Raw genomic sequence first — 22,953 nt, forward strand, 5'->3', positions numbered from 1 at the left:
TTTCAGAGCTTGTCGAGGCTCCAGCGCTCCCGGCAGGCGCGAATGAAACGCGTCGCATCGCTGGCGACCTGCGCAGCATCGTCTGCACTTATGCTGGCGTCCATTCCATAGTCTGCGATCTCTCGCGCGCTAAACGCGCCATTGAGCGCCTTCCCGCACTCGCGGAGTTCCTCAGACTCACCTTCCACGAGTGCCGCAAAATGAAAAATGGTGTCTCGATGATTTTGAGGCGCGGAATTGATCCTTCCGATTCCGCCAGACGCCAGGACCGCGGCCAAGGCGCAGTGATTCATCGCATAGTAGGCGGCGTGCGCGCATGCGTTCGGCGTATCCCGCCGAACCGCCAGCTTTTCAGCTTCGGTCACGAAAACCGTTGCCTTGCCAAATTCCTGACGGGCACGCACCAGCCGCTCTGCGTCCGAGAGGGGAGAGAGGGGTTCTTTACGAGGTCTGTTTGCGTGCTTCTTCTTGGGTGGATCCTTCATCGCCTTCATCGGACAATGATCCCATCCCGCCGGATCGCGGCAGCTAGATCCCCCACGCTGTCACGATCGAGAAAGTCGTCAGATACCGACAAGGGGACGATATGAATGCCGGCTAACAGATGAGGATAAGCGATATCTGAAAGCATCCGGTTCGTAGCCTGTCGGTTCGTCAGGTTGCGAACAAAGACTGCAACATCGTAGTCGGAATCGCGACGAGCATCGCCCCGGGCTCTCGAACCAAACAGCACAACGTCATTGATGCGCCCCGGAAGGGCACGCTCCGCCTCCCGTCGAAACGCTTGGAGCCGCTCGACAGCCGCCCTGGGCAGTACCCCAGCCAAGTTCTTGTTTGGCAGCATGACTTTCATAGACGAAGGATATCAGCAAACCTACGCTGCATCCATTCGATGCAGCGTTTCATATCACTCAATTCCCCTACCCCAGCACCCCCTTCCCCAACAGGCCATGCACGCCCTTTTCGCCGTTCACCGTCTGCGTGACGTGGAAATCGGCGGCCAGAGAACAGAGGCGGTAGGCGTCGGCGGGGGTCATGTCGGTTCGGGAGGTGATGAAGGCGATCATTTCGCGCAGCGCGATGCGCATCGCCTCGTCGAGGTCGGAGGAGAAACCCATCGTCATGTAGTGCGTCGGCGTTTCGCCGCGCGGTAGGCGAAGGAGCGGTTCTGCGCCGGGCTTCTTGTGCAGGATGAAGGTGAAGGTGCCGGTGAGCGCCGTTTCGAGCGCCGTGATGCAGACCTCGCCATGGCCCTGCACGCCGTGGCCGTCGCCGCAGAGAAAGTTCGCGCCCTCGCTCCAAACGGGCAGGAACAACGTCGAGCCGGCGCCGAGATCCTTGTTGTCGAGATTGCCGCCATGGAGGCGCGGTTCGCGCGACGACAATTCACCATAGTTGGGTGGCGGCGCGACGCCCATGACGCCGAAGAACGGCGCAAGCGCCAGCTCCGGGCCGAAGGGCAGCCGGCAGGTCTTCCGCTCGCGGTCGATCGGGATATGGATCAGATCGAGCGCCGGCAGGATGAAATCCTCCGGCAGCGTGCCCTCGAACGGCACCAGCGCGTTGAAGCCCCAATCGGCGCCGAGTTCTACCTTTTCGATCCGGACCTCGAGCATGTCGCCCGGCTCGGCCCCTTCGATCGCGACGGGGCCGGTGAGGAGATGGCCGAAGCGCATCGGCAGGTTCGCTGCATGGATTTCGAGCAGGGCTGGCGACACATGCATCCCCTGCCCTTCCGGCGGAAGCAATCCCGGCGGCCCCGTCAATGTCTCGATCACGACGCGGTCACCGGACTGAACGGTGAGAACTGGCTTCGTTGCGGCGGCGAAGCGGCCCCACAGGACGGTGTCGGGGGTGGCGGCGAGGCGATGATCGGTCACGGCGGGGTCCTGTCGCTGCGTGGCATGGGGCTGCCATCATGCAAGTTCGGGACCCCGGCCGCCATCGCGACGCGCTCAATCCCCGGCGGCGACCGCTGCCGGATCCATCCAGAACGGCTCGAACATGTTGCCGTCCGGATCCTCGAAGGTGCGCTGATACATGAAGCCCATATCGTTTGGCGGACGGACATCGGCCACACCGCCGGCGGCGGCGGCGCGGACAACGACGTCGTCCACGGCCTCGCGTCCGTCGAAGGCGAGCGCGATCAGATGGCCGCTTGCCGCATGGGCGTCGGCGATCGGCTTCTGCGTAAAGGTGGAATAGAACTCCCGCGTCAGCAGCATGAAGAAGATTTCCTCCGACCAGACCAAGCAACTGGCATTCGCGTCGCTGAACTGCGGGTTCTTGCTGAAGCCGATTGCTTCATAAAAGCGCGTCGCGACGGCGAGATCATGGACGGGCAGGTTCACAAAGATCATCTTGGGCATCGGCTTCTCCTCCGGGTTCGTTCGGTCGGCTTGGCCATCTATCTTACGACGAACGAGGCAGGGCAGAATCGACGAATAGCAGCCAATTTTTCGCCCGACCTTTCACCCCTGCAATCGCGTGGCGGCGTGAACGTTCCGTACCGCACGGCTCGCCTTTTTGTTGCATATCGACAACGAGCTATCCTGCGTTGCGCGTCGTTGCCTTTGTGCCTTGCCGGCGCCCGGGCCGCCGCCCAAATGCCCGCCTGCTGATCGGCGTCTCGGCAGCTCTTCGAGACCTCCCGGGCGCGGGCCGCCCTGCGGTTTCGTGTTCCAGACCGGCCCGGCGTGTCCGTAGCACAGGGGTGAGAGCATCCGCCCATGAAGCGGAAGCGCGCCGGTTCGAGTCTGGTCGGGTGCATCAAGTCGCCACCACCACGGAACAAGGCTCAGCACTGACGTCGGCAACCGCCCAAAGCGGCCCTCTCGGAACGCCGTTGCGAATGGCCGCTTCGGGGTGGGAACCGGACGCTTAGGCCGGGTCGACAGTGACCGGTCCCTCACAGGAGTAGGTGCCGCTTTTTTGTCTCCACCGCCCCCAAAAGCGGCTCGGTGACGGTATATTGATTGCATGATCGATCTCGCCGACTTCGCCCACCATGCCTGGGTCTCGTTCGACGCCTCGCCGCTGGGGGTGGTTTGGGTCGAAGCCTTTGGAGGAACCTTCGCCGACTGGGTCCGCGACGGGCTGAAAGCCGGCCGCTGGCCAGACGGTCAGGCCCTAGCGCGGGACCTCGTCGCCCACCAGACCCGCCCGGCCCAGGACGCCGACGTATTCGGCGAAACACGCGCGGCCGAACTTGAACCGCACGACCTCGACACGATCTCGACCGCGTTCGTTGCCGCGACGGGCCAAGGCTTCCGCCCCAGATATATTTCGGAAGGCGAAGGGTCGGCGCGCAAGGCGCGCAAACGGCGGGAGGACGAGGCCTACGACCTGTCGCCCCGCGAGGGAGAAGGCGGCACCGAGCGCCTGCTGCGTATCCTGACGGCGTGGCGCCAGGATCGCGACGACTTCAACACGCTGATGATGAGCCGCATCGGCCTCAGCGTTGGCGAGCTCGCGCAGCGGACGGGCGCGCTCGCCCACTTGACCACGGTGCTTGACGAGCAGCGGCGCACGGCGACGCTCTTCCAGCCATCGCCCGCGCTGCGGACGGCGCTGCAGACGATCAATTCCCCGACCTACAAGGCGATGACTGAAGCTTTGCGGCCGTCGGGCCTCATGGCCGAGCACATCACCCGCCTCGCGCAGTCGCCGATTTCCAAGATCGTCTCCCAGCTCAACGAGGAGCGCTCGCGGATCCTGGACATGGCCCGCCTGACGACGCCCTCGACGGAAATCCTCAAGGGCCTGCAGCTCTACCCCAATCTCGGCAGCGACTTCGCCCGCCAGATCGGCTTGGCGACCCAGGCCTCGAGCACGGCGAAGGCTCTCGCCGCCGCCATGCCGACCTACAACCTGGCGAAGTCGCTGGCGATCACGCCGCTCATCGAGCAGTCGGCCTTCGCCCGGATGATCAGCCGCGAGTACAGCCTGCGCCTGCCGGCCGCGACCTTGGCGGCGATCACGGCGCTGAGCGCCAACACGGCGATCCTCGACCAGCTGAACCGCTCATCGTTGTTCCCGCCCGGGTTTCAGATGGCGGCGGCGCTTGGCCAACAAGGTGCCGTCGCCAAAGGCCTTGTGGCCGACGTCCTGCACCATTACGACGAGTACGCCCCCGAGGCGCCGGCCTTCGCCGAAGCTCTGACCAGCACCGCCATCGTCGACGCCGGTGCGCTGACCGAAGCCGAAGCCATCAGCTTCCTGCGGCGGGTCGGAGGCTGGCTCCTCGCGGCAATCAGGAACGAGAAGGACGTCATCCGCCAACTCGGGCTGATCGGCGTTCTGAACTTCGTCCTGGTGGTCCTCACCACGTTCCTCACCTATGAGGCCGTGGTAATCGGCCAGCGCAGCCTCGCCGTCGCCGAGGCTGGGCCGACCCACGCCGACGTCAAGGCCCTCACCGACGAGACCCACGCGATGCGCCATGACATCGAGGCGACGATGCGCGGCGACGAGAAAGTCCACGATCGGACCCGCTACGTCCACCAGAGCACCCCGCTGCGGGCCGAGCCCCAAGCGCACGGGTTAGTCTTGCGCACGCTCTACCCTGACCAGGTCCTGCGCGTCGTCGACGCACGCGGCGAATGGGTGCAGGTCGAGGCGTTCGACTATCATAGCGACCAGCCGATGCGGGGCTGGGTGAACCGCCGCCGGCTTCGCCTGCGCCCGGCGTACTGATCCACCCGAGCCCCGGGAAAAACGAGAAGACCGTCAAAGAAATCTGCCCGTTAAGCGCCATTCCACAAAAATAGATCGTGTAGCGCCTCTATGAAGAGTTGGATGGTTTATCTGTCCAGAACACGTGCGCCAACGTAATCAGCTTCGATCAAATCATCCAAGCCGATGGTGCGCTGCCAATTTTGGGGTAGCTGGTCGCTTCCCACGATTGGCCAAACTCGCTTGTTCAACGGCTTTGGCAAGGCGAGTTGGGCCGCCACGGGCGACCTCATAGGTGCCGCCTTCAACGTAGATTGCGTCCAAGGCTCCTCAGCGCGCGAGTTGAATGGGCCGATTGCGACGCTACCAAGAGCGAAGGGACCCACCGATATCACTTGGCCTAATGCAAACGATCCGTCAGACAGCTCAACCGAAAATAGGTCGCCGTCCTTGTACTGCTTGGCCACGTGGTTTCTGCTCTTCCAACGAGGAACAATCCCAGTTCGCATAGGCATTGGCAACGTCCGCTATGGGTTCGGAAGCGGTCGCCCAGGTCCTCGTTCGTTGACGGCAGCGAATTGGGCCTTGGCGCCGGGAACCGGACAGTCCGCTCACGGCCTGATACCGGAAGTTCAGATACGCACTTGGCAAGGTCTGCTCTGGCACGAAGCGCGTGCCCTGAATGTCGCCAAGGCGAACCGGATCCGCCGCCAGGAGGAGACGGCCGCCGCGCATTGGCTGCTCAACACGGCGAAGTTGATCGAGGACAATCCGCCTCCTGACGCTGAAGGAGCTCGGGGCGCTGGAGAGGCTGGTCGAGACGATCGGCCGCGTCGATCGCCATGCGTCGGACGGTCAGGGGCTGGAGGCGATGCGGAAGGAGCTGTTCCGCTTCGACCGCACGGTGGCGAGACAACAAAAAAGCCCGGCGGATCGCTCCGCCGGGCCTTCTCATGAAAATAGCCTGCCGATCAGGGCAGCATGGCGAGGCAGGCGCCAGCGGCCTCGGCGGCCGCCTTGGCGCCGCCGCGGCCGATCGTGCCGTTCATGACGAGGCTCTTCGTCTGGGTTGTGATCAGGGCGCGGAGATCGGCACCGGCCGTCACGTTCGGCGCGGTTGCGTCATAGATCGTCTTGGCGTCGGCGCTGAGACCGGCGGCGCAGGTGGCCGCGCCCGCCGCGTCGGCCAAGGCGGGGCCTGCAAAGGCACAGAGCAGCACACCGGCCGCTGCGATCAAGGTCTTCTTCATTTTCATTTCCTTCTCAATCCTTCGGCCGCCGTCTGTTGCAGCAGCCGCTATCTGGTTGGAGCGTATCAGCGGACGCCGACGCGATTGACCGGGCCGCCGCGATTCGCCGGCTGGACGCCGACCCCAGGCGCGCCGACACCGACGCCAGGCGCCCCGGCGCCCGCAACGCAGCCTGCGGGGTATCCCGGACGGGTGCAGTAGCGCACGGCGCCCGTCGGCCGCGCGACGCAGCCCTTCGGGACGCCGACCGTCTTGCAATAGACCACCGCCGAGGCGGTCTCTGGAATTGCGATCAGGCCGAGGCCCGCGAAGGCGAGACATATCTTCCAGTTCGCGGTTCGCGCTTGATTCATGTGTGTTTTCCTCTTTGGCACGCCGCCCGCACCGGCTGGCGGGGCCTGCATAGCGAGATATAGCCCAGCTTTCCTTGAAGCGGCGTGAAGTTATTGCTTCAATTTGCAGGATTGGATACCGAAATCTCAAGAATAAGATACGGTCAAAAACTTCCATCCCCGGTTACACTGTCCTCGCTCATCTTCCCACAGCTTCTCGCCCCTGGCACCGCGGCGCGCCGGGATCAAAGCGAGGCACCGATCGATCCGATCCGCGGTCCGCGCCATAGCCGCCGGAACTGTCGCCGAACCGCCACCGCCTGCGGCATAATCCGCGGTGCGGCGCCGTTCCTGTGGACGAGCGCGCTTCGATGGTCCGGCTCACTGGCGCGATCGTGCTAGGAAACGTCACCCGTCTCGCGCGGGAGATAAGGCGACGCATGCAGATCGAACTCGGCCAGAATTCCAGCGTGCCCGGCGGCGGGCCGGCGATGATGGATGTCGAGGAATTGCTGGCGACGCGCCTGCTCGTCCAGGGCAATTCCGGCTCGGGAAAGTCGCATCTGCTGCGCCGCATCCTGGAACAGAGCGCGCCTTACGTGCAGCAGGTGGTGATCGATCCCGAGGGTGATTTCGCCAGCCTGTCCGAGAAGTTTGGCCATGTCGTGCTCGATGCCGAGCGCGGGCTCGCCGATCTCGACGCGATCGCCCGGCGCGTGCGCCAGCACCGCGTCTCGGCCGTGCTCAATCTCGAAAGCCTCGACGCCGAGATGCAGATGCGCGCGGCGGGCACCTTCCTGAACGCGCTGTTCGAGTGCGAGCGCGATTTCTGGTTTCCCGCCCTCGTCGTCGTCGACGAGGCGCAGCTTTTCGCCCCGGCCGTCGCCGGCGAGGTATCGGAGGAAGCGCGCAAGCTTTCGCTCGGCGCGATGACGAACCTGATGTGCCGCGGCCGCAAGCGCGGGCTCGCCGGCATCATCGCGACGCAGCGTCTCGCCAAGCTCGCCAAGAACGTCGCGGCGGAAGCCTCCAACTTCCTCATGGGCCGCACTTTTCTCGACATCGATATGGTGCGCGCCGCCGATCTGCTCGGATTGGAGCGCCGGCAGGCCGAGACGTTCCGGGAGCTTGCGCGCGGCCATTTCGTCGCCCTCGGTCCGGCGCTGTCGCGGCGGCCTTTGCCGATCGCCGTCGGCACGGTCGAGACGCAGCCGCGCGCCGGCACGCCGAAGCTGATGCCCCTGCCCGAGCAGGGAACCGACGAGACCCGCGAGATGGTGCTGGCGCCGGTGCCGGTCGAGGCGCAACGCCCCCTCGCCGAGCGACGGCCGAGCGCCGCGCCGCAACCGACGACGAATGAGATTCTCGAACGGCTGGTGCGCGAGCGCGCCGTATCGGCAGCCGAAGACGAGGCGGCGGCGCCGGGCTTGCCGCCGGAAGAGCGCGCAGCCGCCTTCCGCGCCATCGTCGCCACCATGCTGGCGGAAGGCGAGGCGCTGTTTCGCTCCGAGGCGGTGCTCTATCAGGATTTCCTCGTCCGCTGCCGGATCGAGCGGATCGGCGGCGCGCCGCTTTCGCTGGCCGAATTCCGCTTCCTGCAGGCGACGGCGCGCGCCCGCATCGGTCGCGGCGAGCCGGATATCGAGCGCTGGGAGACGGCGGAGCGCATCGCCCGCGACTTGCCGGAAGAGCAGCAGCTCGTCTATCTCGCCTTCGCCGCGGCGGCTCTGGCCGGCGGGCCCTGCCCTTCGGATCTCGAACTCGCCCACCGCGCCGGCACCCATTCGGCCGGCCGGGCGCGGAGCCGCGTCAATCATCTCGAAAAGAGCGGCCACGTCGTGCTGCGTACCGACATTCGCGGCAACCGGGCTGCCAATCTGCCCGATCTCGGCGTCGAGACGGCCGCCGCCGATCCACGCGGTCCTTCCACCTTCGCGCCGGTTCCGGACGCGGCCGAGTAGTCTGGCGAGGCTACCGATTCCATTGGTCGACTGCCTGCCGGAGCGGCGCGACGCGTGATATGAACGCTCGTCCACGGTGCATTGCAGGCTAGCGGTAGGACCACTACGACCGCCGGCCTTGGCACCGGGGCGAAACGCGAAGGGGGATCGCGCGATGAAGTGGCGGACTTTGGCCGCAATGGCGTTCGGCGCGGGAGCCGTGATCGTGTTCGTGGGAGGGCTGGCCTATCTCGGTGACGAGGGTCTGGCGCCCATCGACAGGTTGGTTGCCAAGGTGACCGGCATGCAGCCCCGAACAGCCGCTCACAAGGACCCCGCCCTTGCCGATGACAGCGCGGGCGGCTGGTTCGTTCCCGACATCGACAAGCTGCCCGATGACGCCTGGGGCCGCATGGTTCGCAAGGGCCGAGACCAAACGGTGCGCACGCCGTCGCTGCTCGGGCCGGAGGCGACCGATCCGACGATGCGCTTTGCCGGCAGCAATCTTACCTGTCAGAACTGCCATCTGAAGGCGGGCACCAAGAAGTTCGGGCTGCCCTTCATCGGCGTCTTCGCCTCTTATCCCGAATATAGTGCCCGCCACGGCGCGGTCGCGACGATGGAGGACCGCGTCAACAGTTGCATGACGCGCAGCCTGAACGGCAAGCCGCTTCCCGTCGATTCAGAGGCGATGGTCGCCTTCATTTCCTATTTCAAGTTTCTCTCGCAGGGCCGCCCGATCGGCGAGCCAACGCTTGGGCGCGGCGCCGGCAGCCTTCCCGAGCTGACTCGCGCCGCCGACCCGGCGGCCGGAGCCAAGGTCTTCGCGGCGAGTTGCGCCGCCTGCCATGGCGCAAACGGTCTCGGGCGGCGCGTCGGCAGCGTCGGCGACGGCCAGGGCTACGAATTCCCGCCGCTCTGGGGACCGGACAGCTTCAATGACGGCGCCGGCATGGCGCGGCTCACCGATGCGGCGAACTTCATCTATGCCAACATGCCGAACGGTGCGACCTACGAGCAGCCTACGCTGACGAGCGAACAGGCCTGGGATGTCGCGGCCTATCTCGAATCGATGGCCCGGCCGCAACTGGCGGGCCTCGACAAGGACTTTCCAAACCGCCTGCAAAAGCCGGTGGATGCCGCCTACGGCCCCTATGCGGACGGCTTTCCGGAGCTTCAGCACAAATACGGGCCGTTCCAGCCGATCCGGGACAAGCTGATGGCGATGGAAAAGGCCGAAGCCGCCGCAAAAGCTTCGCCGGCGGCGCCCTAGCGGCGCTGCGATTCGTCGGAAAAGCGGGACGGGCCTATGCCTGCCCCGCGATCTCCTCAATCAGGCGCGGTAGTTCGCCGAGATCAGCGATCTGGCGGAAGCGCGGCGCGGCAGCCGGGAGTTCGGCGTGTTCGAAGCTCCAGGTCAATTCATGGGGGACATAGACGCCCCATCCGCCCGCGTCGATTGCCGGGACGATGTCGGATTTCAGCGAGTTGCCGACCATCATCGCGTGCTCGGGTCCATCGGCGTGGCGCGTGAAGATCCGCTCATAGGTGACGCGCGCCTTGTCGCTCACGACCTCGACCGCATCGAACAGATCGCCAAGGCCGGATTGGGCGAGCTTGCGCTCCTGGTCGAAAAGGTCGCCCTTGGTGATCAGGATGATGCGGTAGGTCCCGGCGAGCCGCTCCAGCGCGTCGCGCGCAAAGGGCAGCGTCTCGACCGGATGGACAAGCAGTTCGCGGCCGGCGTCGAGGATCTTGGCGATCACATCGGTACCGACCCGCCCCTCGGTGACCTCGATCGCCGTCTCGATCATCGAAAGCGTGAAGCCCTTGATGCCGAAGCCGTAGAAGGCGAGGTTGCGTCGCTCCGCATCCAGAAGGCGGTCGGCCAGCACCTTCTTCTCGCCGTGTTCTGAGAGCAGATCCAGAAAGCGCGTCTCGGTCAGGCGATAGAACTGCTCGTTCTGCCAGAGCGTGTCGTCGGCGTCGAAGCCGATCGCAGAGAGCTTCGCCATGGTCCAGGCTCGTTCCATAGAGTGCGTCGCCCTTTCTTAGGGTGTTTCGAAGCGTGGGGAAACGGCCAACGCAGTGCGGCGGCTGCGGCAAGATCGGCTTAAACGTCCCCTTCCCCGCGCCATGATCGCCGCGGGGACAGACGATCGATCCACTGTCTTGTGGAACCCTATGCTGATTTTCATGCCGGCTTGATTGATCCCGCCGCGCGAAGCAGCTATATAGACATATGTTCGACACAGGCATCGCCATGAATTCTGCCATAATTGGCAACTCACGGGACATCGCTGAATTCGGATGGGAGCCGTGCGAGGTCGCACGGCCGATATGCGCTTCGGCGTGATAGGAGCCAGTCATGGCAAACGGTACGGTTAAGTTCTTCAACAACGACAAGGGCTTTGGCTTCATCGAGGTCGAGGGCGGCGGCGCTGACGTCTTCGTTCACATCTCGGAAGTCGAGCGTTCGGGCATGAGCTCGCTCCGCGAAGGCCAGAAGGTCTCGTTCGAGAGCAAGATGGACCCGAAGAAGGGCAAGCCGAACGCGGTCAACATCCGCGCGGCCTAATTGGCCTCGGCCGAAAGGTCGATTCGGAATCGAAAGGGCGCCTTCAGGCGCCCTTTTTTATTGCTTGCTGTTTTCATCGCTAGCGCAACCGGCGTCGGACCGAACGTCCCCTCGCCCGTATCGCGCGCAGCCTCGGGCCAGAGAATCGGATCTGGCTTCGCAGTAGCCTGGCGCTGGCCCGAGACCTGGGTCGTCTCGCAGGGACTGTGACGACGGGTGATCGGGTGGCCCCGCATTCAGCACACCGATCTCGGCAATCGGGCGCTTGGACGACTCACCCTTTCTCGGCCCCCATGCTGGCGGCGCTGTCGAATAGGGGCCCTCGCCGAGGTTCCCCTTGGTTTCCTCGCCTGTGGTCTCCATATATGATCCATATACGAATCATATAGGGAGATCCTCATGGGCATTGTGAGCATAGAGGATGATCTGCACGATCAGCTACGCCGAGCCAGCAAGGTATCCTGTCGTTCGATCAATGCGCAGGCTGCCTACTGGATCAAGATCGGCATGCTGTGCGAGGCCAATCCAACGCTCGGCTTCACGGCGATCATCGAGCGCGAGCTACGCGCCGCAGGCGTTTCGGCCCCATCGCTGGCTTTGAGCGAAGCATGACCAAGCAGCCTCGGGAACTGGCGTTGCTGGCCGAATCCGGACGGCTCCTGGCATCCGTATTCTCCCTGCTGGATCGAACGCCGCTTGCCGGCCTGTCGACGCTTCAAGTCGATGAAATGGTCGAGCGATTCATCGTCCAGGATCTCCAGGCCCGACCCGCGAGCAAGGGCCAGTATGGCTATGGCTTTGTGTTGAATTCGTCGGTGAACGATGTGGTCTGCCACGGCGTCCCTTCCGCGTCGGACGTGCTGCGGGACGGCGATATCGTCAATTTCGACATCACGCTCGAGAAGAACGGCTATATCGCGGATTCCAGCAAGACCTACCTCGTTGGCGAGGTCAATCCGGCTGCCAGGAGGTTAGTCGATACCGCTTACGACGCCATGTGGATGGGCATCCGGGCGGTTCGCCCCGGCGCGCGGCTCGGCGACATCGGCTGGGCGATCGAACGGTATGCCAAGAGAAATGGGTATTCGGTGGTGCATGAATATTGCGGTCACGGCATCGGCCGGGAAATGCATGAGGAGCCGCAGATCCTGCATTTCGGTAAGCCGGGGACGGGACTGACGCTCCGCGAGGGCATGGTCTTCACGATCGAGCCGATGCTCAATCGGGGCCGGCGGAGCGTGAAAACCGAGGCCGACGGTTGGACGGTCGTAACCGCGGACGGGTCGCTTTCGGCCCAGTTCGAGCACACCGTGGCCGTCACGGCATCCGGCGTGTCGGTGCTGACGCTGCGTCCTGGCGAATCTGGCTCACGAACCCCAAGACGGCACGCTGCGGCGACCGGTTGACCCAACGGAATCGCGGACCCGCAACAAAACAGCCGCAGCGATCCGTTGCTCGGACGGCTCGACGGCAAGACATTATGGGACTTCGCTCAACCGGGTCCACCGCACCGCCCCAAGGCGGGCCGGTTTGCCGTTTACCAGGCGCTGGACGTCGAGCGCTTCGATCTGGCTTCGTAAGGCTTTCTCAAGCCTTGGCGGCGACGCGCTTGCGGGCCGGCTTGGGTGCTGCCTTGGCGGCAGCCTTCTTTTCAGCAGCGGCCGATTCCTCGGCAACATCGCGGGCCATGCGCAGTTCGCGCAGCTTCGCCGTGCGATCGCGCATGGCGCGGTTCTCGGCTTCGTAATCCGATGCGGCTTTCGCTGCTTCGCGGGCGGCGCGCTGCGTCTTCTCGAACTTCGCGTCCGCCTGCTCTCTCGTCATGGAGCTAGCCATGTCGTTCCTTTCGCGCCGCCGTCACGACTCCCGAGGGTGTGACGGCGCGGTTCGGCCGGACCTGCTGGCCCGGCCGTCGGCTGGCAATCAAGGGCCGCTGCGGCGGGCGGCGCCGGGGCCACCTTCGGGACGCGGCTTCGGCTTCGGGCCGGCAATCAGCCCTTCGCGGATCGCCTGCTTGCGGGCGAGCTTGCGGGCACGGCGAATTGCTTCAGCCTTCTCCCGGACGCGCTTCTCCGAGGGCTTCTCATAGGCGCTGCGCATCTTGATTTCACGGAAGATGCCTTCGCGCTGCATCTTCTTCTTCAGCACCCGGAGGGCCTGATCGACGTTATTGTCGCGAACGAGTACCTGCAAAACCTTGCCTTGTCCTTTCCGGCCCGGGATCCATTTTTCCGGGCTCCATCAGTCTGTGAGCGCCAAAGCGCGCCCATAAAAAAGCGAAGCTCAAACCTCCTGGATGGCGGAGAGCTTCCATTCTTCACCGGATCTTCTCGTGAAGGTCCAGACTTCCGTCGTCTCGCTCGCCCGTCCAGGCTCGCCGGAAACGATCTCGCCAGTCGTGCGATTCCGCATGACGTCGCAGCTCTCATAGCACATTGCAACAGTTGCGTAGTCGATATTGCCTTCACGCCACGCTTCTGCGAGGTCGCCTTTGAGCAATTTCACGTCCGTGACGTCGTTACGAAGGCCATTCGTGGCGTTCTGGCCGAGCTCCTCGGACAGGTAGGACATCATTTCCGGCGTCGTCACGGCCCGCAGCGCGGCATAATCTTCCTTGGCGAAGGCCGCCTGCACCTCGGCAAGACGACGCTCGAAAACGTCGAGGTCGGAATCGAGAATGCCAACCTCATCGTTTGCATTTCGCGCATTGGCCGGCCGAGCCGGTGCCGCGGATGAACCGCCGAGACCGCTGTTGCCAAGACCGAAGCCGCCAAGGCCGCCGAAAGCCTGCTTCGTCACGGGCTCCTGCGGCAGGGGAGCGCCGCCGGCAGCGGTCGGCTGCCGACGCGAGGCCAGAAAGCGCATCAGCAGCATGAGGCCAAAGCCGATCAGAGCGATCTGAAGGATGAAGCCGAGGCCGCCGGCCAGACCGCCAAAGCCATTGCCCATCAGCATGCCGATGAGGCCGCCGAGCGCGAGGCCGCCGAGCAGCGATCCGCCGAACCCGCCGAAGAAACCGCCACGCTGCGGCGCGACGCCCGGCGCAGGGGCAGCCGCACTCGGCTGCGTCATCGAGCGCTGGATCGGGCTCGTCGACGCGGGTGCCGTGGGGGTCGCGGCCGGCGCCTGGAAGGTCCGTGCGCCACGGCTGCCGAAGCTGCCGCCGCGCCGCGCATCCGCGCTGTCGACGACCGAAAGGCTCGCGATCAACGCGATGGCGAGGATGGCAAGCGGTGCGGTGAAGCGTTTCAGGCGGCTCATGGGTCTCCCTCGATGTGGGCCCGTTTGCGGGCGGACGCTCGTCATATGGGGATCGTCGACCCGGATTCGAAGGGGTGGAAGCGAAATCGGGCGGTTTGATCGGCCCCAACGCCATGCTAATAGCCCCGAAATGTTCCTCCGTGCCGTAGTCATTCGCCGATGAGCCTCTGCGTCGCCGCCCTCTATCAGTTTGCCGCCCTGCCCGATTTCGAGGCGCTGCGCGAGCCCTTGCTCGAGCTTTGCACCTCGCTCGAGATCCGCGGGACGCTGCTGCTGGCGAGCGAGGGCATCAACGGCACAGTTGCCGGCACGGATGAAGCCATCGACGCCCTTGTCACGGCGTTGCGCGGCGGCCCGCTGTTCGGCGGACGGCTCGGCTCGATGGAGCTTAAATTCTCGCGCGCGGCCGAGATGCCGTTCCGCCGTCTCAAGGTGAAGCTGAAGGCCGAGATCGTGGCGCTCGGCCTGCCAGAAATCGACCCGACCCGGATCGTCGGCACCTATGTCGAGCCGGCGGACTGGAACGCGCTGATCGCCGATCCGGATGTGCTGGTGGTCGACACCCGCAACCATTTCGAATTCGAGATGGGCAGCTTCGACAGAGCGCTCGACCCGGAAACGCGCTCCTTCGCGGATTTTCCGGAGTTCGTACGCCGTAAGCTTGATCCGGTCCGCGACCGGCGCATCGCCATGTTCTGCACTGGCGGGATACGCTGCGAAAAGGCCAGCGCCTATCTGAAAGCCGAAGGCTTTGACGAGGTCTACCACCTTAAAGGCGGCATATTGCGCTATCTGGAGACGGTTCCGGCCGAGTCCAGTCGGTGGCACGGCGACTGCTTTGTCTTCGACGAGCGCATCGCCCTCGGTCATGGTCTGGAGGAGCGCCGGCCGCCGGCCAAGGATCAGACGGCCTCTGGTGCTTCCGGCTCTTCGCGCAGATAGGCCTCGACCGTTCCCGTCAGCTTGATGGTCAGCGGATTGCCGAAGCGGTCGCGCGCCTTGCCGGCGGCAACGCGCACCCAGCCCTCGCTGACGCAATATTCCTCGACATTGGTCTTCTCGACGCCCTTGAAGCGGATGCCGACGCCGCGTTCGAGCAATTCGGCATTGTAAAAGGGGCTGCGCGGATCGCTCGACAGGCGATCGGGAAGTTCGGTGCTCATTGCATATCCTCTTGGAGGCCGCTGGGGCGGCGTCCCTCATAGCGGCACCACGCGGCCATGCCAACCCGCAGCCTCCGCTACCTGCTCCTGCGACAGACTGTTCAGCAGGATTGCGCGTTGCCGCGATTGCTCTTGGCGGTCAGGCCGACTAGCTAGGAGTTACCATTTGGTACCCTTTGGAAAGTCATATTCATGGCGCTCACCCTCAACGTCATCATCGGCAGCACACGGCCGGGCCGGCACGGTCCCTCGATCGCCAAATGGTTCGAGGGCTATGCCCGCGAACATGGCGCATTCGAGCCGAAGCTCGTCGATCTGGCCGACTTCAACCTGCCGGTCTATGACGAGCCTAAACACCCGCGCCTCCAGCATTACGAGCATGCGCACACCAAGGCCTGGAGCGCCTCCGTTGCCTCGGCTGATGCCTATGCCTTCGTCACGCCGGAATATAACTACTTCGCGCCGCCGGCGCTCGTGAACGCGCTCGACTTCGTCTATTCCGAATGGGGCCGCAAGCCGGCCGGCCTCGTCAGCTATGGCGGCGTCTCGGCCGGGCTGCGCGCCGCGCAGTCGCTGAAGATGGTGCTGACCACGCTCAACATGATGCCCGTACCGCAGGGCGTCGCCATACCGATGTTCGCCTCGCTGATCGATGCCGAAAAGGTGTTCCAGCCGAACGAGTTGATCCTGACCAGCGCCAAGTCGATGCTTGACGAGCTCGCCGTCTGGGCGACGGCCTTGAAGCCGACCCGCGGCTAGAGATAGCTCGCGACCGTGAGGCCAACGAGATAAAGGCCGCACGCTGCGAGCATGAGAAAGACGGCGGCCGAGCCAAGATCCTTGGCGCGGCCGGCGAATTCCGAGCGCTGCGGCGAGACTTCGTCGACAATCGCCTCGATGGCGGTGTTCAAAGCCTCGACAGCCAGCGTCAACAGGCAGAGGATCACAAAACCGCCGATTTCCTGCCACGACCGTCCGAGCCAGGCGATCCAGACCAGCCCGGCCACCGCTCCCGCGAGTTCCATGCGGGCAGCGACTTCGCTTGAAACGAGAATTTGAAGGCCTGAGAGCGCACAGCCGTAGGCCTGCCGAAAATGGTCGATCCAAGCGCGCATCGGTTCTCCGGCGTTGAGACGGCTGACGATTCCGTCATGCCCTAGACGAGTAAGATGTGATCTCTATGTCAGCCTTCCAGCGATTCGGGCCTTAACCAATCGGCGCCAGTTCGCATTTCCTTGTGGCTGGCGACGGCGATACGATATCAGGAGCGACATGCTCCGGGAGACGTGATGAGCCAGCTTGGCGGATTTGAAGCCAGACGACCGCAGCGCTCGCTGCTGCTGTCCCTGCCCAACATTCTGACCTATGCCCGCATCGTCGCGGTGCCGCTGGTCGTGTTCTGCGTTGTCGGCGGGCAGGATGCCTGGCGCTGGATCGCGCTCGCGCTCTTCGTTCTTGCCAGCATAACCGACTATTTCGACGGCTATCTGGCGCGCATCTGGAAGCAGCAATCCTCGCTTGGACGCATGCTCGATCCAATTGCCGACAAGCTGCTGGTCTCGGCCTGCATCCTCGCCCTCGTCTTCGAGCGCACGATCGACAATTATTCGATCTGGGCTGCGCTCATCATCCTCTCGCGCGAAATCCTCGTCTCGGGCCTCCGGGAATATCTTGCCGAACTCCGCGTCAGCGTGCCGGTGACAAGGCTTGCCAAGTGGAAGACGGCGTTGCAGATGATCGCGCTTGGCTTCCTCCTTGCCGGACCGGCCGGCGATGTCCATTTCCCCTATACGACATGGATCGGGCTGGTCCTGCTCTGGATCGCGGCGCTGGTGACGCTCTACACCGGCTATGATTATTTCCGCGCCGGCCTCGGACACATCCTTGAGGAGAAGCCGTGAAGCTTCGCTATTTCGCCTGGGTCCGCGAGCGCATCGGCGCCGCGGAGGAAACGCTGGAGCCGCCGGCCGCGGTCGAGACCGTGGGCGACCTGATCTCCTGGCTGCGCGGGCGGGGCGAAGACTATGAGCGGGCGCTGGCCGAACCGAACGCCATCCGCGTCGCGCTCGACCACGACCACGCAGAGCATGATGCTCCAATCGCTGGTGTGCGCGAGGTGGCGCTGTTCCCGCCGATGACCGGAGGATAGGCCATGGCCACGATCCGCACCGCGATTACTGCCGAGCCGCTGGACATTGCCGGCGAGATCGAGGCGATCCATCGGGGGCGGACCGATATCGGCGCCGTTGTCTCGTTCACGGGCCTGTGCCGCGACGAGGCCGGGCGGCTCGATGCGCTGGAGCTGGAGCATTATCCCGGCATGGCCGAGCGCGAGGTCGGACGGATCGCGCGACAGGCGGCGGAGCGTTGGGACGTCACGGCGCTCACGGTGATCCACCGCCACGGCAAGATCCGCCCCGGCGAGACGATCGTGCTCGTCGTCGCCGCTTCCGTCCATCGCCATGCCGCCTTCGAGGCGGCCGAGTTCATCATGGATTTCCTGAAGACGCATGCCCCCTTTTGGAAGAAGGAACATGCGAGCGACGGCACCCCGCTCGGCTGGGTCGCCGCGAAAATTGCCGATGACGACGCCGAGGCGCGCTGGGTCGCCGACTGAGGCATCCCTCCCTACCCTGCTGCAATCCTCGGCGGAATCTGACACTGTGCCGGCCCAATCACGAAGGAGGCCGGCCGTGCTCAGGATCTGGGGACGCGATAATTCCAACAACGTCAAAAAGGTGCTCTGGTGCGCCGAGGAGATCGGCCTCGCCTATGAGCATGTCCCCGCGGGCGGTGCCTTCGGCATCGTCGACAGCGCCGACTATCGCGCGCTCAATCCGAACGGCCTCGTTCCGACGATCGAGGATGACGGCCTTGTGCTGTGGGAATCGAACGCCATCGTACGCTATCTGTGCGCCCGCTATTCGGATGGCGCGCTCTATGACACCGATCCGGCCCGGCGGGCGCTGGGAGACCGCTGGATGGACTGGACGACGAGCTCGTTCGCGCGCCCGTTCCGCGACGTTTTCTGGAATATCGTGCGCACACCGGAGGGTAAGCGCGACATGGTAGCCGTCGAGGCGGGGCGGAAGGAGTGCGCGAAGCTGCTCGCCGCCGCCGATACGGCGCTGGCGGAATATCCCTTCCTCTCCGGCGACCGGCTCGGCATGGGCGATTTCCCCCTCGGCACCTTCATCCATTCCTGGTACGCGATGCCGATCGAACGGCCCGACCTGCCGGCGCTCAGCGCCTGGTATGGCCGCCTGAAAGAAAGGCCAGCCTATCGCAAGGCGGTGGCCCTTCCGCTCACCTGACAAGGCATTCAGGGAGCATGCCCTTGATCCGATTGATCTAGCGCAGCTTTCCGAGTTTGAACGACATCGGCGCCGATTGGCGCCGATGTCGCGCTTGGCGGTTACTTTTCATCAACCTTCTTCATCGCATCTTGCCGAAGGGGCCGGCATGATCCATGCTGGCTAAGCGGGCGGCTGATGGGTTCACTTATGATTTTTTCAGCGATAGCCGCCGTCGCGATTGGCTGGCTTTTGCGAAATTATTGGCTCGCTTTTATGGCGGGCCTCGCTGTCAGCTACGCTTCGGCCATACTCAACTGGCTGGTCTATGCCGACCGGCCGGATTTGAACGATTATCAGTTCCGGACCGTTCTCGCCGGCTTCCTGGCGGGCGCGCTCGGTGTCGTCGTCGCGTTCCTGAGCACGGCCTATGAGGAATATCGCGCCGAGACGCGCGCGCAGCAGGCGAGCCGCATGGCTGCGCCCGAGGCGCCAGTACCGGAACGCCCGAAAATGTCGACGGCGATGAAGCGGCGACTGAAGCTCGTCGATGCCCGGGCCAAGCGCATCGGCAACGATCTGAGCAATCTGACCTTCGGGCTGGTCGATCGCTGGGTCAATCGCGAGAGCTATCGCGACGCCGGGCGGAAATGATTTCCGGCCAATGACATCCGGCCGCGGGGCCGGAGAGGCGCGAGGCCGGCGAACCGGCCCCGCGCGGCTATTTTGGGCTTAGCCGACGAGCTCGACGCCCGAGAACCAATAGGCGATCTCCTGCGCCGCCGTCTCCGGCGCGTCGGAGCCATGCACCGAGTTCTCGCCGATCGACAGCGCGAATTCCTTGCGGATCGTGCCCTCGGCGGCATTGGCCGGGTTGGTGGCGCCCATGATCTCGCGGTTCTTCAGGATGGCGCCTTCGCCTTCCAGAACCTGAACGACGGTCGGGCCGGCGGTCATCGTCTCGACCAGTTCACCGAAGAAGGGCCGCTCCTTGTGGACGGCGTAGAAGCCTTCCGCCTGGGCGCGCGACATCCAGACCCGCTTGGAGCCGACGACGCGAAGGCCGGCGTCCTCGAGCTTGGCGATGATCTTGCCGGTCAGGTTGCGCTTGGTCGCGTCGGGCTTGATCATCGAGAAGGTACGTTCGATCGCCATGTCGGATCCTGTCATTGGAGAGGGAAAAGTCGGCCGCTGTATAGCTGGGCCGCCTTGATGCGGCAAGCGATCCGCCGCCTGGAGCCGCTTGCCGTGCCGGCCGGGACGCCCTAGCGTCGCCCCAAGACGGATCCGATCCGCAGGGCCACGTGAGGGAACCACAGGGAGCAGTCCGTGAAGGCTCATTTTTCGATGTTTGCCGGCTACAATCGCTGGGCGAATGAGCGGATATACGGCGCGTCGGCCGCACTGTCGCCGGCCGATTTCACCGCCGACCACGGCGCCTTCTTCGGCTCGCTCGCTGGCACGCTCAACCATCTGCTGGTCACCGACCGGATCTGGATGCGCCGCTTCACCGGCGATGGGCCCGTGCAGACCCGGCTTGACGAGATCCTGTCCCTCGACATCGCCGAGCTGACGGCCCTGCGCCGGCAGGAGGACGAGCGGATCATCACCTATGTTGACGCGCTGACCGAGGCCGACCTCGCCGGCGTGGTCACCTACCGGACGATCACGGCCCCCTCCGAAATTCGCCAGCCGCTGGCCACGGGACTGGCCCATTTCTTCAACCACCAGACCCACCATCGGGGCCAGGCAACGGCGCTGTTCACGCGGATCGGCGGGCGGGCGGCGGTGGAGAGCCTCGATCTGCTGCTGTTCCAGCGGGCGACCGGGATCGGGATGGGGTAACGGAGCGCCTCGCCCTCCTGAAGGCTCGCAACCATCGGCGCGACGCCGCGTTCTCCCCTGCAACCCAAGGAGAACGCCGATGGCGAATGAGGAAGACACCGGCAAGACGCCGGCCGAACTCGAAGAGCATGTCTGGAAGCTTGCGAAGAAGATTCAGTTTACCCTGTTCACGTCGTGGGACGGCAAGCGGATCGTGCAATGGCCGCTTACGGCCAATGTCGACGCCGATGCCCGGGTGATCCAGTTCCTCGTCGAGGACGACGGCGTTCGCTACAGCCATCTCGGCGCATCCCCGACGGTGACGCTCGGCTTTGCCGATCACCCGAAATATGTCGTGATCCGCGGCGATGCGGCCTTGAGCGACGACAGGGCCAAGATCCGGGAATTGTGGTCGCCTTTCGCCAAGGCGTGGTGGGATTCCCCCGAGGATCCGGCGATCCGCCTGCTGACGGTCATCCCGACCGAGGCCGAATATTGGGATAGCGGTAATGCCCTCGTCGCCTCGGTCCTCATGCTGACGGCGGCCGCGACCGGCGCCAAGCCGGCGGTCGGCGAACACGCGAAAGTCGCGATGTAGGCAGGATTTGCGGGGCCGGGACCGCGGCGATGCGGCCCGGCCCGGTCGATTCAAGAAAACGTGCGCAAGTCAGGCATGGAACGAAACGTTTCCGCGTGTATTATTGTGTGAGGTCGGTTGCGCGGAGGGGAGGAAATCATGCGGACATGGCACGAGGGACTGCCGAGCAAGATGCCGGAGACGGTTGCGCTGCCGGAGCGTCCGGGCATGCGCCTGCGCCGTTCGCCCAGCCTGGAAGCGGTTACGATCGCTTCATCGACAGCCGAGGATAGCGGTTACTGGCAGCCACACCGCGACGATGAGATCCTCATCCGCTGATCTCATCGCTTGACGGCCGGCACCGGCTGGAGCCGGTGCCTTTTGCCGCGCAATTCCCCCTTTCATGTTTCCTGTCTCGAATGCATGCGGCTTCGGGTTCGTGCCGAAGATGTCTTGACATGGGATCATGTGAGAACAAAATAGGAACAAACGACAGGACGAGGCAGAAATGGGTTCCGAAGCCGCCGGCTCGATCGAGGAACGGGATCCGATGCAGGAGCGCATCGACGATGTGCTCGCAGCCCATGGCGGCGACGCCCGCTCGGCGATCGAGACGCTGCTTCTCTATGGGGACGGCGTCGTGGACAGCTTGTCGTTTGGCTATTTGCGCGGCCGCATCGTGACGAGGGCGCGGCTGTCGCGGAGAGAGGGAAAGGTGCCATGAACGATCGGATTCGGGACTGGATCGCCACGATTGCCGCCGAGGCGGAACGGCGCGACGGCTGGCTGGAGTTCGAAGCGGCGGGCGGCGCCACGCTGCTGGTAGGCGGCGACGTCGAATGCGGCGATGAAAGCGTTGCCTTCGACGACGACAGCGGCTTTCGCTCGGAGGTCGCTTATGCAGCGATCCGCGCGATCCGGACGGGCCGCCAAGGCGAGCCCGGCGCCGGCCGCCGCCGGGCGGCTCCGGATTTCAGGGCAAGGATCGCGGCTTAGCCGATCTTGGACGGAGAGCAGCGCCGATACCCGTCCGCCCGGACGCATGAGGCTGACTCGACCCGCACCGCGGCGGCTTCTTCCGTATCCGAATTAAATCTTGGGAGCGTCGAAGCGATTGCTTGATTCAGCTGCTTCGTCGGCGCAGCATGGCGGCTTCTCCCATGGATTGCCGGTTTCATGTTGCGTTTTTTGTGCCTTTTGTCGGTCTTTATGACCGCATTCCTGCCAATCGCCGCTTATGGCGCGGTCCCGGCCGTCGAGCCTGAAATGCCGAGTTCGCTTTCCGACGACGAACTGGCGGAGATTGTCGACTTCGTCGTCGGCAATGCCGTTTTCACGCTCTATCATCAAGCCGGCCACATGATGGCGGTGCGCTATGGCGACGGGCCGGACGATGAGCGCCATGCCGACCGATTCGCGGCCATCACCCTGCTGGAGCCGCGCTCGGGCGCCGGCGACCAGACATTGGTCGACGCGATCGACAGCTACCGCCTGGCCGCCCACCAGCAGGATGGAGATAGCGGCCTGCCGATGCCCGCCCCCGACGGCCATGCGCTCGACGCCGCCCGCGCGGAGGCGATCGCCTGCGACATGATCGGCGCGGATCCCGTCGGTTTCGCCGATGTCGCCGAAGCCATGGCGCTTTCGCGCGACAAGCGATCCGCCTGCCAGGCGAGCTGGCGCGCCGACCTCGCCGCGTGGCGCGATTCGCTGCGGGCAATCCGCCGCGCGGACAGCGCGCCGGGATCGGCACTGCCGGTCGCCTATGATCCGCCGGTCGACCAGGACGTCGCCGAGGCCACGATCCTGCAGGATAATCACGTGCTGGAGGAAGTCGCCGCCAAGCTGGGGGCCACCTACGACTTCGCCTCGCCGCCGACGGTCAGGGCGATGCATTGCGGCGAGGCGACCTCGCGCTTCGATGCGATCCGCAACGAACTGGTGCTCTGCTACGAGCTGTCCGCCCGTCACGGCCAGCTGATCCTGCGGGACATAGAGAGCCGCGGCTGAACGCGCGTCGACAAAAGCGCCATCCGGCCTTGCGCCGCCGCGCCGGGCACG

Annotated in this window: 33 protein-coding genes and 1 pseudogene; 20 read left to right on the plus strand and 14 right to left on the minus strand. The window is 64.7% G+C overall.

Translation table 11 applies throughout. The annotated features are described in order from the left end of the window. Positions 1 to 2: 2 nt before the first annotated feature. The 4 genes from OSH05_RS00235 to OSH05_RS00250 form a co-directional block, all read right to left on the minus strand. Complete coding sequence (locus OSH05_RS00235; RefSeq protein ID WP_104218284.1) at positions 3 to 494, minus strand: HEPN domain-containing protein; 492 nt, start codon at positions 492 to 494, stop codon at positions 3 to 5. Further along, positions 491 to 853, minus strand: coding sequence for a nucleotidyltransferase domain-containing protein (locus OSH05_RS00240; protein WP_266351996.1), 363 nt, complete (start codon positions 851 to 853; stop codon positions 491 to 493). The genes OSH05_RS00235 and OSH05_RS00240 overlap by 4 nt, the downstream gene beginning before the upstream one ends. A gap of 67 nt (positions 854 to 920) precedes the next feature. Next, the gene (locus OSH05_RS00245; protein ID WP_104218285.1) at positions 921 to 1,880 is read right to left on the minus strand and encodes an acetamidase/formamidase family protein; all 960 of its coding nucleotides are present in this window, start codon (positions 1,878 to 1,880) and stop codon (positions 921 to 923) included. Between the two features lie 75 nt (positions 1,881 to 1,955). After that, positions 1,956 to 2,369 carry a VOC family protein gene (locus OSH05_RS00250; RefSeq protein WP_104218286.1) on the minus strand — a complete coding sequence of 138 codons (414 nt, stop codon included), beginning with the start codon at positions 2,367 to 2,369 and terminating at the stop codon, positions 1,956 to 1,958. A 610-nt stretch (positions 2,370 to 2,979) separates the two neighbouring features. Between OSH05_RS00250 and OSH05_RS00255 the strand changes: the two genes are divergently transcribed. Continuing rightward, positions 2,980 to 4,695, plus strand: a complete 1,716-nt coding sequence (locus tag OSH05_RS00255; RefSeq protein WP_104218287.1) for an SH3 domain-containing protein — start codon at positions 2,980 to 2,982, stop codon at positions 4,693 to 4,695. Positions 4,696 to 4,802: 107 nt separating this feature from the next. On the opposite strand, the gene OSH05_RS25155 is transcribed toward OSH05_RS00255, so the two are convergent. Further along, positions 4,803 to 5,189, minus strand: coding sequence for an Imm26 family immunity protein (locus OSH05_RS25155; protein ID WP_104218288.1), 387 nt, complete (start codon positions 5,187 to 5,189; stop codon positions 4,803 to 4,805). Between the two features lie 160 nt (positions 5,190 to 5,349). On the opposite strand from OSH05_RS25155, the pseudogene OSH05_RS00260 reads away from it, so the two are divergent. Continuing rightward, positions 5,350 to 5,566: pseudogene (locus tag OSH05_RS00260) on the plus strand (hypothetical protein); the annotation flags it as partial. 79 nt (positions 5,567 to 5,645) lie between these two features. Here the strand turns inward: OSH05_RS00260 and OSH05_RS00265 are convergent. Together OSH05_RS00265 and OSH05_RS00270 are read right to left on the minus strand one after the other, a co-directional pair. Then, on the minus strand, positions 5,646 to 5,924 hold the full coding sequence (locus OSH05_RS00265; protein ID WP_266351997.1) for a hypothetical protein: 279 nt from the start codon (positions 5,922 to 5,924) through the stop codon (positions 5,646 to 5,648). A 65-nt stretch (positions 5,925 to 5,989) separates the two neighbouring features. Continuing rightward, a complete protein-coding gene (locus OSH05_RS00270; RefSeq protein WP_104218290.1) occupies positions 5,990 to 6,277 on the minus strand; it encodes a hypothetical protein in 288 nt (95 codons plus the stop codon). 419 nt (positions 6,278 to 6,696) lie between these two features. Here OSH05_RS00270 and OSH05_RS00275 point away from each other — a divergent pair, with 419 nt between their 5' ends. Both OSH05_RS00275 and OSH05_RS00280 read left to right on the plus strand, forming a co-directional pair. Then, on the plus strand, positions 6,697 to 8,217 hold the full coding sequence (locus tag OSH05_RS00275) for an ATP-binding protein (protein WP_104218291.1): 1,521 nt from the start codon (positions 6,697 to 6,699) through the stop codon (positions 8,215 to 8,217). A gap of 154 nt (positions 8,218 to 8,371) precedes the next feature. Continuing rightward, a complete protein-coding gene (locus OSH05_RS00280; RefSeq protein WP_104218292.1) occupies positions 8,372 to 9,469 on the plus strand; it encodes a c-type cytochrome in 1,098 nt (365 codons plus the stop codon). A 34-nt stretch (positions 9,470 to 9,503) separates the two neighbouring features. Here the strand turns inward: OSH05_RS00280 and OSH05_RS00285 are convergent, their stop codons facing one another. Next, positions 9,504 to 10,211, minus strand: coding sequence for an HAD family hydrolase (locus OSH05_RS00285; protein ID WP_104218293.1), 708 nt, complete (start codon positions 10,209 to 10,211; stop codon positions 9,504 to 9,506). A 353-nt stretch (positions 10,212 to 10,564) separates the two neighbouring features. Here OSH05_RS00285 and OSH05_RS00290 point away from each other — a divergent pair, with 353 nt between their 5' ends. The 3 genes from OSH05_RS00290 (at position 10,565) to map (ending at position 12,180) form a co-directional block, all read left to right on the plus strand. Beyond that, entirely contained in the window at positions 10,565 to 10,774 is a 210-nt protein-coding gene (locus OSH05_RS00290; RefSeq protein WP_104218294.1) for a cold-shock protein, read from the plus strand. Positions 10,775 to 11,173: 399 nt separating this feature from the next. Next, on the plus strand, positions 11,174 to 11,386 hold the full coding sequence (locus tag OSH05_RS00295) for a ParD-like family protein (protein WP_104218296.1): 213 nt from the start codon (positions 11,174 to 11,176) through the stop codon (positions 11,384 to 11,386). Then, entirely contained in the window at positions 11,383 to 12,180 is a 798-nt protein-coding gene (gene map, locus OSH05_RS00300; RefSeq protein WP_104218297.1) for a type I methionyl aminopeptidase, read from the plus strand. The genes OSH05_RS00295 and map overlap by 4 nt, the downstream gene beginning before the upstream one ends. 181 nt (positions 12,181 to 12,361) lie before the next feature. Here the strand turns inward: map and OSH05_RS00305 are convergent, their stop codons facing one another. From OSH05_RS00305 to OSH05_RS00315, 3 genes are all read right to left on the minus strand, one after another. Continuing rightward, positions 12,362 to 12,610: a hypothetical protein gene (locus OSH05_RS00305; protein WP_133163071.1), complete on the minus strand. Its 249-nt coding sequence runs from the start codon at positions 12,608 to 12,610 to the stop codon at positions 12,362 to 12,364. Positions 12,611 to 12,697: 87 nt separating this feature from the next. Further along, positions 12,698 to 12,967 carry a 30S ribosomal protein S21 gene (gene rpsU / locus OSH05_RS00310; protein ID WP_104218299.1) on the minus strand — a complete coding sequence of 90 codons (270 nt, stop codon included), beginning with the start codon at positions 12,965 to 12,967 and terminating at the stop codon, positions 12,698 to 12,700. A 90-nt stretch (positions 12,968 to 13,057) separates the two neighbouring features. Then, positions 13,058 to 14,035 (minus strand): Tim44 domain-containing protein, encoded by a 978-nt coding sequence (locus OSH05_RS00315; RefSeq protein WP_104218300.1) that lies wholly within the window; start codon positions 14,033 to 14,035, stop codon positions 13,058 to 13,060. A 159-nt stretch (positions 14,036 to 14,194) separates the two neighbouring features. Here OSH05_RS00315 and trhO point away from each other — a divergent pair, with 159 nt between their 5' ends. Next, positions 14,195 to 14,977, plus strand: a complete 783-nt coding sequence (trhO, locus tag OSH05_RS00320) for an oxygen-dependent tRNA uridine(34) hydroxylase TrhO (protein ID WP_104218301.1) — start codon at positions 14,195 to 14,197, stop codon at positions 14,975 to 14,977. Here the strand turns inward: trhO and OSH05_RS00325 are convergent. Next, a complete protein-coding gene (locus tag OSH05_RS00325) occupies positions 14,938 to 15,198 on the minus strand; it encodes a DUF3297 family protein (RefSeq protein ID WP_104218302.1) in 261 nt (86 codons plus the stop codon). The genes trhO and OSH05_RS00325 overlap by 40 nt on opposite strands. A 192-nt stretch (positions 15,199 to 15,390) precedes the next feature. On the opposite strand from OSH05_RS00325, the gene OSH05_RS00330 reads away from it, so the two are divergent. Further along, the gene (locus tag OSH05_RS00330; RefSeq protein ID WP_104218303.1) at positions 15,391 to 15,957 is read left to right on the plus strand and encodes an NADPH-dependent FMN reductase; all 567 of its coding nucleotides are present in this window, start codon (positions 15,391 to 15,393) and stop codon (positions 15,955 to 15,957) included. On the opposite strand, the gene OSH05_RS00335 is transcribed toward OSH05_RS00330, so the two are convergent. After that, positions 15,954 to 16,313: a diacylglycerol kinase gene (locus OSH05_RS00335; protein ID WP_104218304.1), complete on the minus strand. Its 360-nt coding sequence runs from the start codon at positions 16,311 to 16,313 to the stop codon at positions 15,954 to 15,956. The genes OSH05_RS00330 and OSH05_RS00335 overlap by 4 nt on opposite strands. Before the next feature lie 174 nt (positions 16,314 to 16,487). Here OSH05_RS00335 and pgsA point away from each other — a divergent pair, with 174 nt between their 5' ends. From pgsA to OSH05_RS00360, 5 genes are all read left to right on the plus strand, one after another. Further along, positions 16,488 to 17,099, plus strand: a complete 612-nt coding sequence (gene pgsA, locus OSH05_RS00340) for a CDP-diacylglycerol--glycerol-3-phosphate 3-phosphatidyltransferase (RefSeq protein ID WP_104218305.1) — start codon at positions 16,488 to 16,490, stop codon at positions 17,097 to 17,099. After that, the gene (gene moaD / locus OSH05_RS00345) at positions 17,096 to 17,347 is read left to right on the plus strand and encodes a molybdopterin converting factor subunit 1 (protein ID WP_104218306.1); all 252 of its coding nucleotides are present in this window, start codon (positions 17,096 to 17,098) and stop codon (positions 17,345 to 17,347) included. Before pgsA ends, moaD begins: the two co-directional genes overlap by 4 nt. A gap of 3 nt (positions 17,348 to 17,350) precedes the next feature. Next, a complete protein-coding gene (locus OSH05_RS00350) occupies positions 17,351 to 17,815 on the plus strand; it encodes a molybdenum cofactor biosynthesis protein MoaE (protein WP_104218307.1) in 465 nt (154 codons plus the stop codon). A gap of 76 nt (positions 17,816 to 17,891) precedes the next feature. Continuing rightward, positions 17,892 to 18,512 (plus strand): glutathione S-transferase family protein, encoded by a 621-nt coding sequence (locus tag OSH05_RS00355; protein ID WP_104218308.1) that lies wholly within the window; start codon positions 17,892 to 17,894, stop codon positions 18,510 to 18,512. Between the two features lie 255 nt (positions 18,513 to 18,767). Next, complete coding sequence (locus tag OSH05_RS00360) at positions 18,768 to 19,145, plus strand: hypothetical protein (protein ID WP_133163072.1); 378 nt, start codon at positions 18,768 to 18,770, stop codon at positions 19,143 to 19,145. 78 nt (positions 19,146 to 19,223) lie between these two features. Here the strand turns inward: OSH05_RS00360 and ndk are convergent, their stop codons facing one another. Further along, entirely contained in the window at positions 19,224 to 19,646 is a 423-nt protein-coding gene (ndk, locus tag OSH05_RS00365; RefSeq protein WP_104218310.1) for a nucleoside-diphosphate kinase, read from the minus strand. Between the two features lie 174 nt (positions 19,647 to 19,820). On the opposite strand from ndk, the gene OSH05_RS00370 reads away from it, so the two are divergent. The 6 genes from OSH05_RS00370 (at position 19,821) to OSH05_RS00395 (ending at position 22,902) form a co-directional block, all read left to right on the plus strand. Then, positions 19,821 to 20,336, plus strand: a complete 516-nt coding sequence (locus OSH05_RS00370; RefSeq protein ID WP_104218311.1) for a DinB family protein — start codon at positions 19,821 to 19,823, stop codon at positions 20,334 to 20,336. 79 nt (positions 20,337 to 20,415) lie between these two features. Continuing rightward, the gene (locus tag OSH05_RS00375; RefSeq protein ID WP_104218312.1) at positions 20,416 to 20,913 is read left to right on the plus strand and encodes a pyridoxamine 5'-phosphate oxidase family protein; all 498 of its coding nucleotides are present in this window, start codon (positions 20,416 to 20,418) and stop codon (positions 20,911 to 20,913) included. Positions 20,914 to 21,051: 138 nt separating this feature from the next. Then, entirely contained in the window at positions 21,052 to 21,231 is a 180-nt protein-coding gene (locus tag OSH05_RS00380) for a hypothetical protein (protein ID WP_104218313.1), read from the plus strand. 169 nt (positions 21,232 to 21,400) lie between these two features. Next, positions 21,401 to 21,616 (plus strand): CUE domain-containing protein, encoded by a 216-nt coding sequence (locus OSH05_RS00385; RefSeq protein ID WP_104218314.1) that lies wholly within the window; start codon positions 21,401 to 21,403, stop codon positions 21,614 to 21,616. Further along, positions 21,613 to 21,888, plus strand: coding sequence for a hypothetical protein (locus OSH05_RS00390; protein ID WP_104218315.1), 276 nt, complete (start codon positions 21,613 to 21,615; stop codon positions 21,886 to 21,888). The genes OSH05_RS00385 and OSH05_RS00390 overlap by 4 nt, the downstream gene beginning before the upstream one ends. Positions 21,889 to 22,101: 213 nt before the next feature. After that, positions 22,102 to 22,902, plus strand: coding sequence for a DUF4344 domain-containing metallopeptidase (locus tag OSH05_RS00395; protein ID WP_165801528.1), 801 nt, complete (start codon positions 22,102 to 22,104; stop codon positions 22,900 to 22,902). The last annotated feature ends 51 nt before the right edge of the window (positions 22,903 to 22,953 follow it).

Origin of the sequence: Kaistia algarum (genome assembly GCF_026343945.1) — a bacterium.
Classification (GTDB): domain Bacteria; phylum Pseudomonadota; class Alphaproteobacteria; order Rhizobiales; family Kaistiaceae; genus Kaistia; species Kaistia algarum.

What these genes read in the sequence shown, in the direction of transcription:
- OSH05_RS00235 (WP_104218284.1), bottom strand. Translation starts at nt 494, where the DNA reads ATGAAGGCGATGAAGGATCCACCCAAGAAGAAGCACGCAAACAGACCT.
- OSH05_RS00240 (WP_266351996.1), bottom strand. Translation starts at nt 853, where the DNA reads ATGAAAGTCATGCTGCCAAACAAGAACTTGGCTGGGGTACTGCCCAGG.
- OSH05_RS00250 (WP_104218286.1), bottom strand. Translation starts at nt 2,369, where the DNA reads ATGCCCAAGATGATCTTTGTGAACCTGCCCGTCCATGATCTCGCCGTC.
- OSH05_RS00255 (WP_104218287.1), top strand. Translation starts at nt 2,980, where the DNA reads ATGATCGATCTCGCCGACTTCGCCCACCATGCCTGGGTCTCGTTCGAC.
- OSH05_RS25155 (WP_104218288.1), bottom strand. Translation starts at nt 5,189, where the DNA reads ATGCCTATGCGAACTGGGATTGTTCCTCGTTGGAAGAGCAGAAACCAC.
- OSH05_RS00265 (WP_266351997.1), bottom strand. Translation starts at nt 5,924, where the DNA reads ATGAAGAAGACCTTGATCGCAGCGGCCGGTGTGCTGCTCTGTGCCTTT.
- OSH05_RS00270 (WP_104218290.1), bottom strand. Translation starts at nt 6,277, where the DNA reads ATGAATCAAGCGCGAACCGCGAACTGGAAGATATGTCTCGCCTTCGCG.
- OSH05_RS00275 (WP_104218291.1), top strand. Translation starts at nt 6,697, where the DNA reads ATGCAGATCGAACTCGGCCAGAATTCCAGCGTGCCCGGCGGCGGGCCG.
- OSH05_RS00280 (WP_104218292.1), top strand. Translation starts at nt 8,372, where the DNA reads ATGAAGTGGCGGACTTTGGCCGCAATGGCGTTCGGCGCGGGAGCCGTG.
- OSH05_RS00285 (WP_104218293.1), bottom strand. Translation starts at nt 10,211, where the DNA reads ATGGCGAAGCTCTCTGCGATCGGCTTCGACGCCGACGACACGCTCTGG.
- OSH05_RS00290 (WP_104218294.1), top strand. Translation starts at nt 10,565, where the DNA reads ATGGCAAACGGTACGGTTAAGTTCTTCAACAACGACAAGGGCTTTGGC.
- OSH05_RS00295 (WP_104218296.1), top strand. Translation starts at nt 11,174, where the DNA reads ATGGGCATTGTGAGCATAGAGGATGATCTGCACGATCAGCTACGCCGA.
- map (WP_104218297.1), top strand. Translation starts at nt 11,383, where the DNA reads ATGACCAAGCAGCCTCGGGAACTGGCGTTGCTGGCCGAATCCGGACGG.
- OSH05_RS00305 (WP_133163071.1), bottom strand. Translation starts at nt 12,610, where the DNA reads ATGGCTAGCTCCATGACGAGAGAGCAGGCGGACGCGAAGTTCGAGAAG.
- OSH05_RS00315 (WP_104218300.1), bottom strand. Translation starts at nt 14,035, where the DNA reads ATGAGCCGCCTGAAACGCTTCACCGCACCGCTTGCCATCCTCGCCATC.
- trhO (WP_104218301.1), top strand. Translation starts at nt 14,195, where the DNA reads ATGAGCCTCTGCGTCGCCGCCCTCTATCAGTTTGCCGCCCTGCCCGAT.
- OSH05_RS00325 (WP_104218302.1), bottom strand. Translation starts at nt 15,198, where the DNA reads ATGAGCACCGAACTTCCCGATCGCCTGTCGAGCGATCCGCGCAGCCCC.
- OSH05_RS00330 (WP_104218303.1), top strand. Translation starts at nt 15,391, where the DNA reads ATGGCGCTCACCCTCAACGTCATCATCGGCAGCACACGGCCGGGCCGG.
- OSH05_RS00335 (WP_104218304.1), bottom strand. Translation starts at nt 16,313, where the DNA reads ATGCGCGCTTGGATCGACCATTTTCGGCAGGCCTACGGCTGTGCGCTC.
- pgsA (WP_104218305.1), top strand. Translation starts at nt 16,488, where the DNA reads ATGAGCCAGCTTGGCGGATTTGAAGCCAGACGACCGCAGCGCTCGCTG.
- OSH05_RS00350 (WP_104218307.1), top strand. Translation starts at nt 17,351, where the DNA reads ATGGCCACGATCCGCACCGCGATTACTGCCGAGCCGCTGGACATTGCC.
- OSH05_RS00360 (WP_133163072.1), top strand. Translation starts at nt 18,768, where the DNA reads ATGGCGGGCCTCGCTGTCAGCTACGCTTCGGCCATACTCAACTGGCTG.
- ndk (WP_104218310.1), bottom strand. Translation starts at nt 19,646, where the DNA reads ATGGCGATCGAACGTACCTTCTCGATGATCAAGCCCGACGCGACCAAG.
- OSH05_RS00375 (WP_104218312.1), top strand. Translation starts at nt 20,416, where the DNA reads ATGGCGAATGAGGAAGACACCGGCAAGACGCCGGCCGAACTCGAAGAG.
- OSH05_RS00380 (WP_104218313.1), top strand. Translation starts at nt 21,052, where the DNA reads ATGCGGACATGGCACGAGGGACTGCCGAGCAAGATGCCGGAGACGGTT.
- OSH05_RS00385 (WP_104218314.1), top strand. Translation starts at nt 21,401, where the DNA reads ATGGGTTCCGAAGCCGCCGGCTCGATCGAGGAACGGGATCCGATGCAG.
- OSH05_RS00390 (WP_104218315.1), top strand. Translation starts at nt 21,613, where the DNA reads ATGAACGATCGGATTCGGGACTGGATCGCCACGATTGCCGCCGAGGCG.
- OSH05_RS00395 (WP_165801528.1), top strand. Translation starts at nt 22,102, where the DNA reads ATGACCGCATTCCTGCCAATCGCCGCTTATGGCGCGGTCCCGGCCGTC.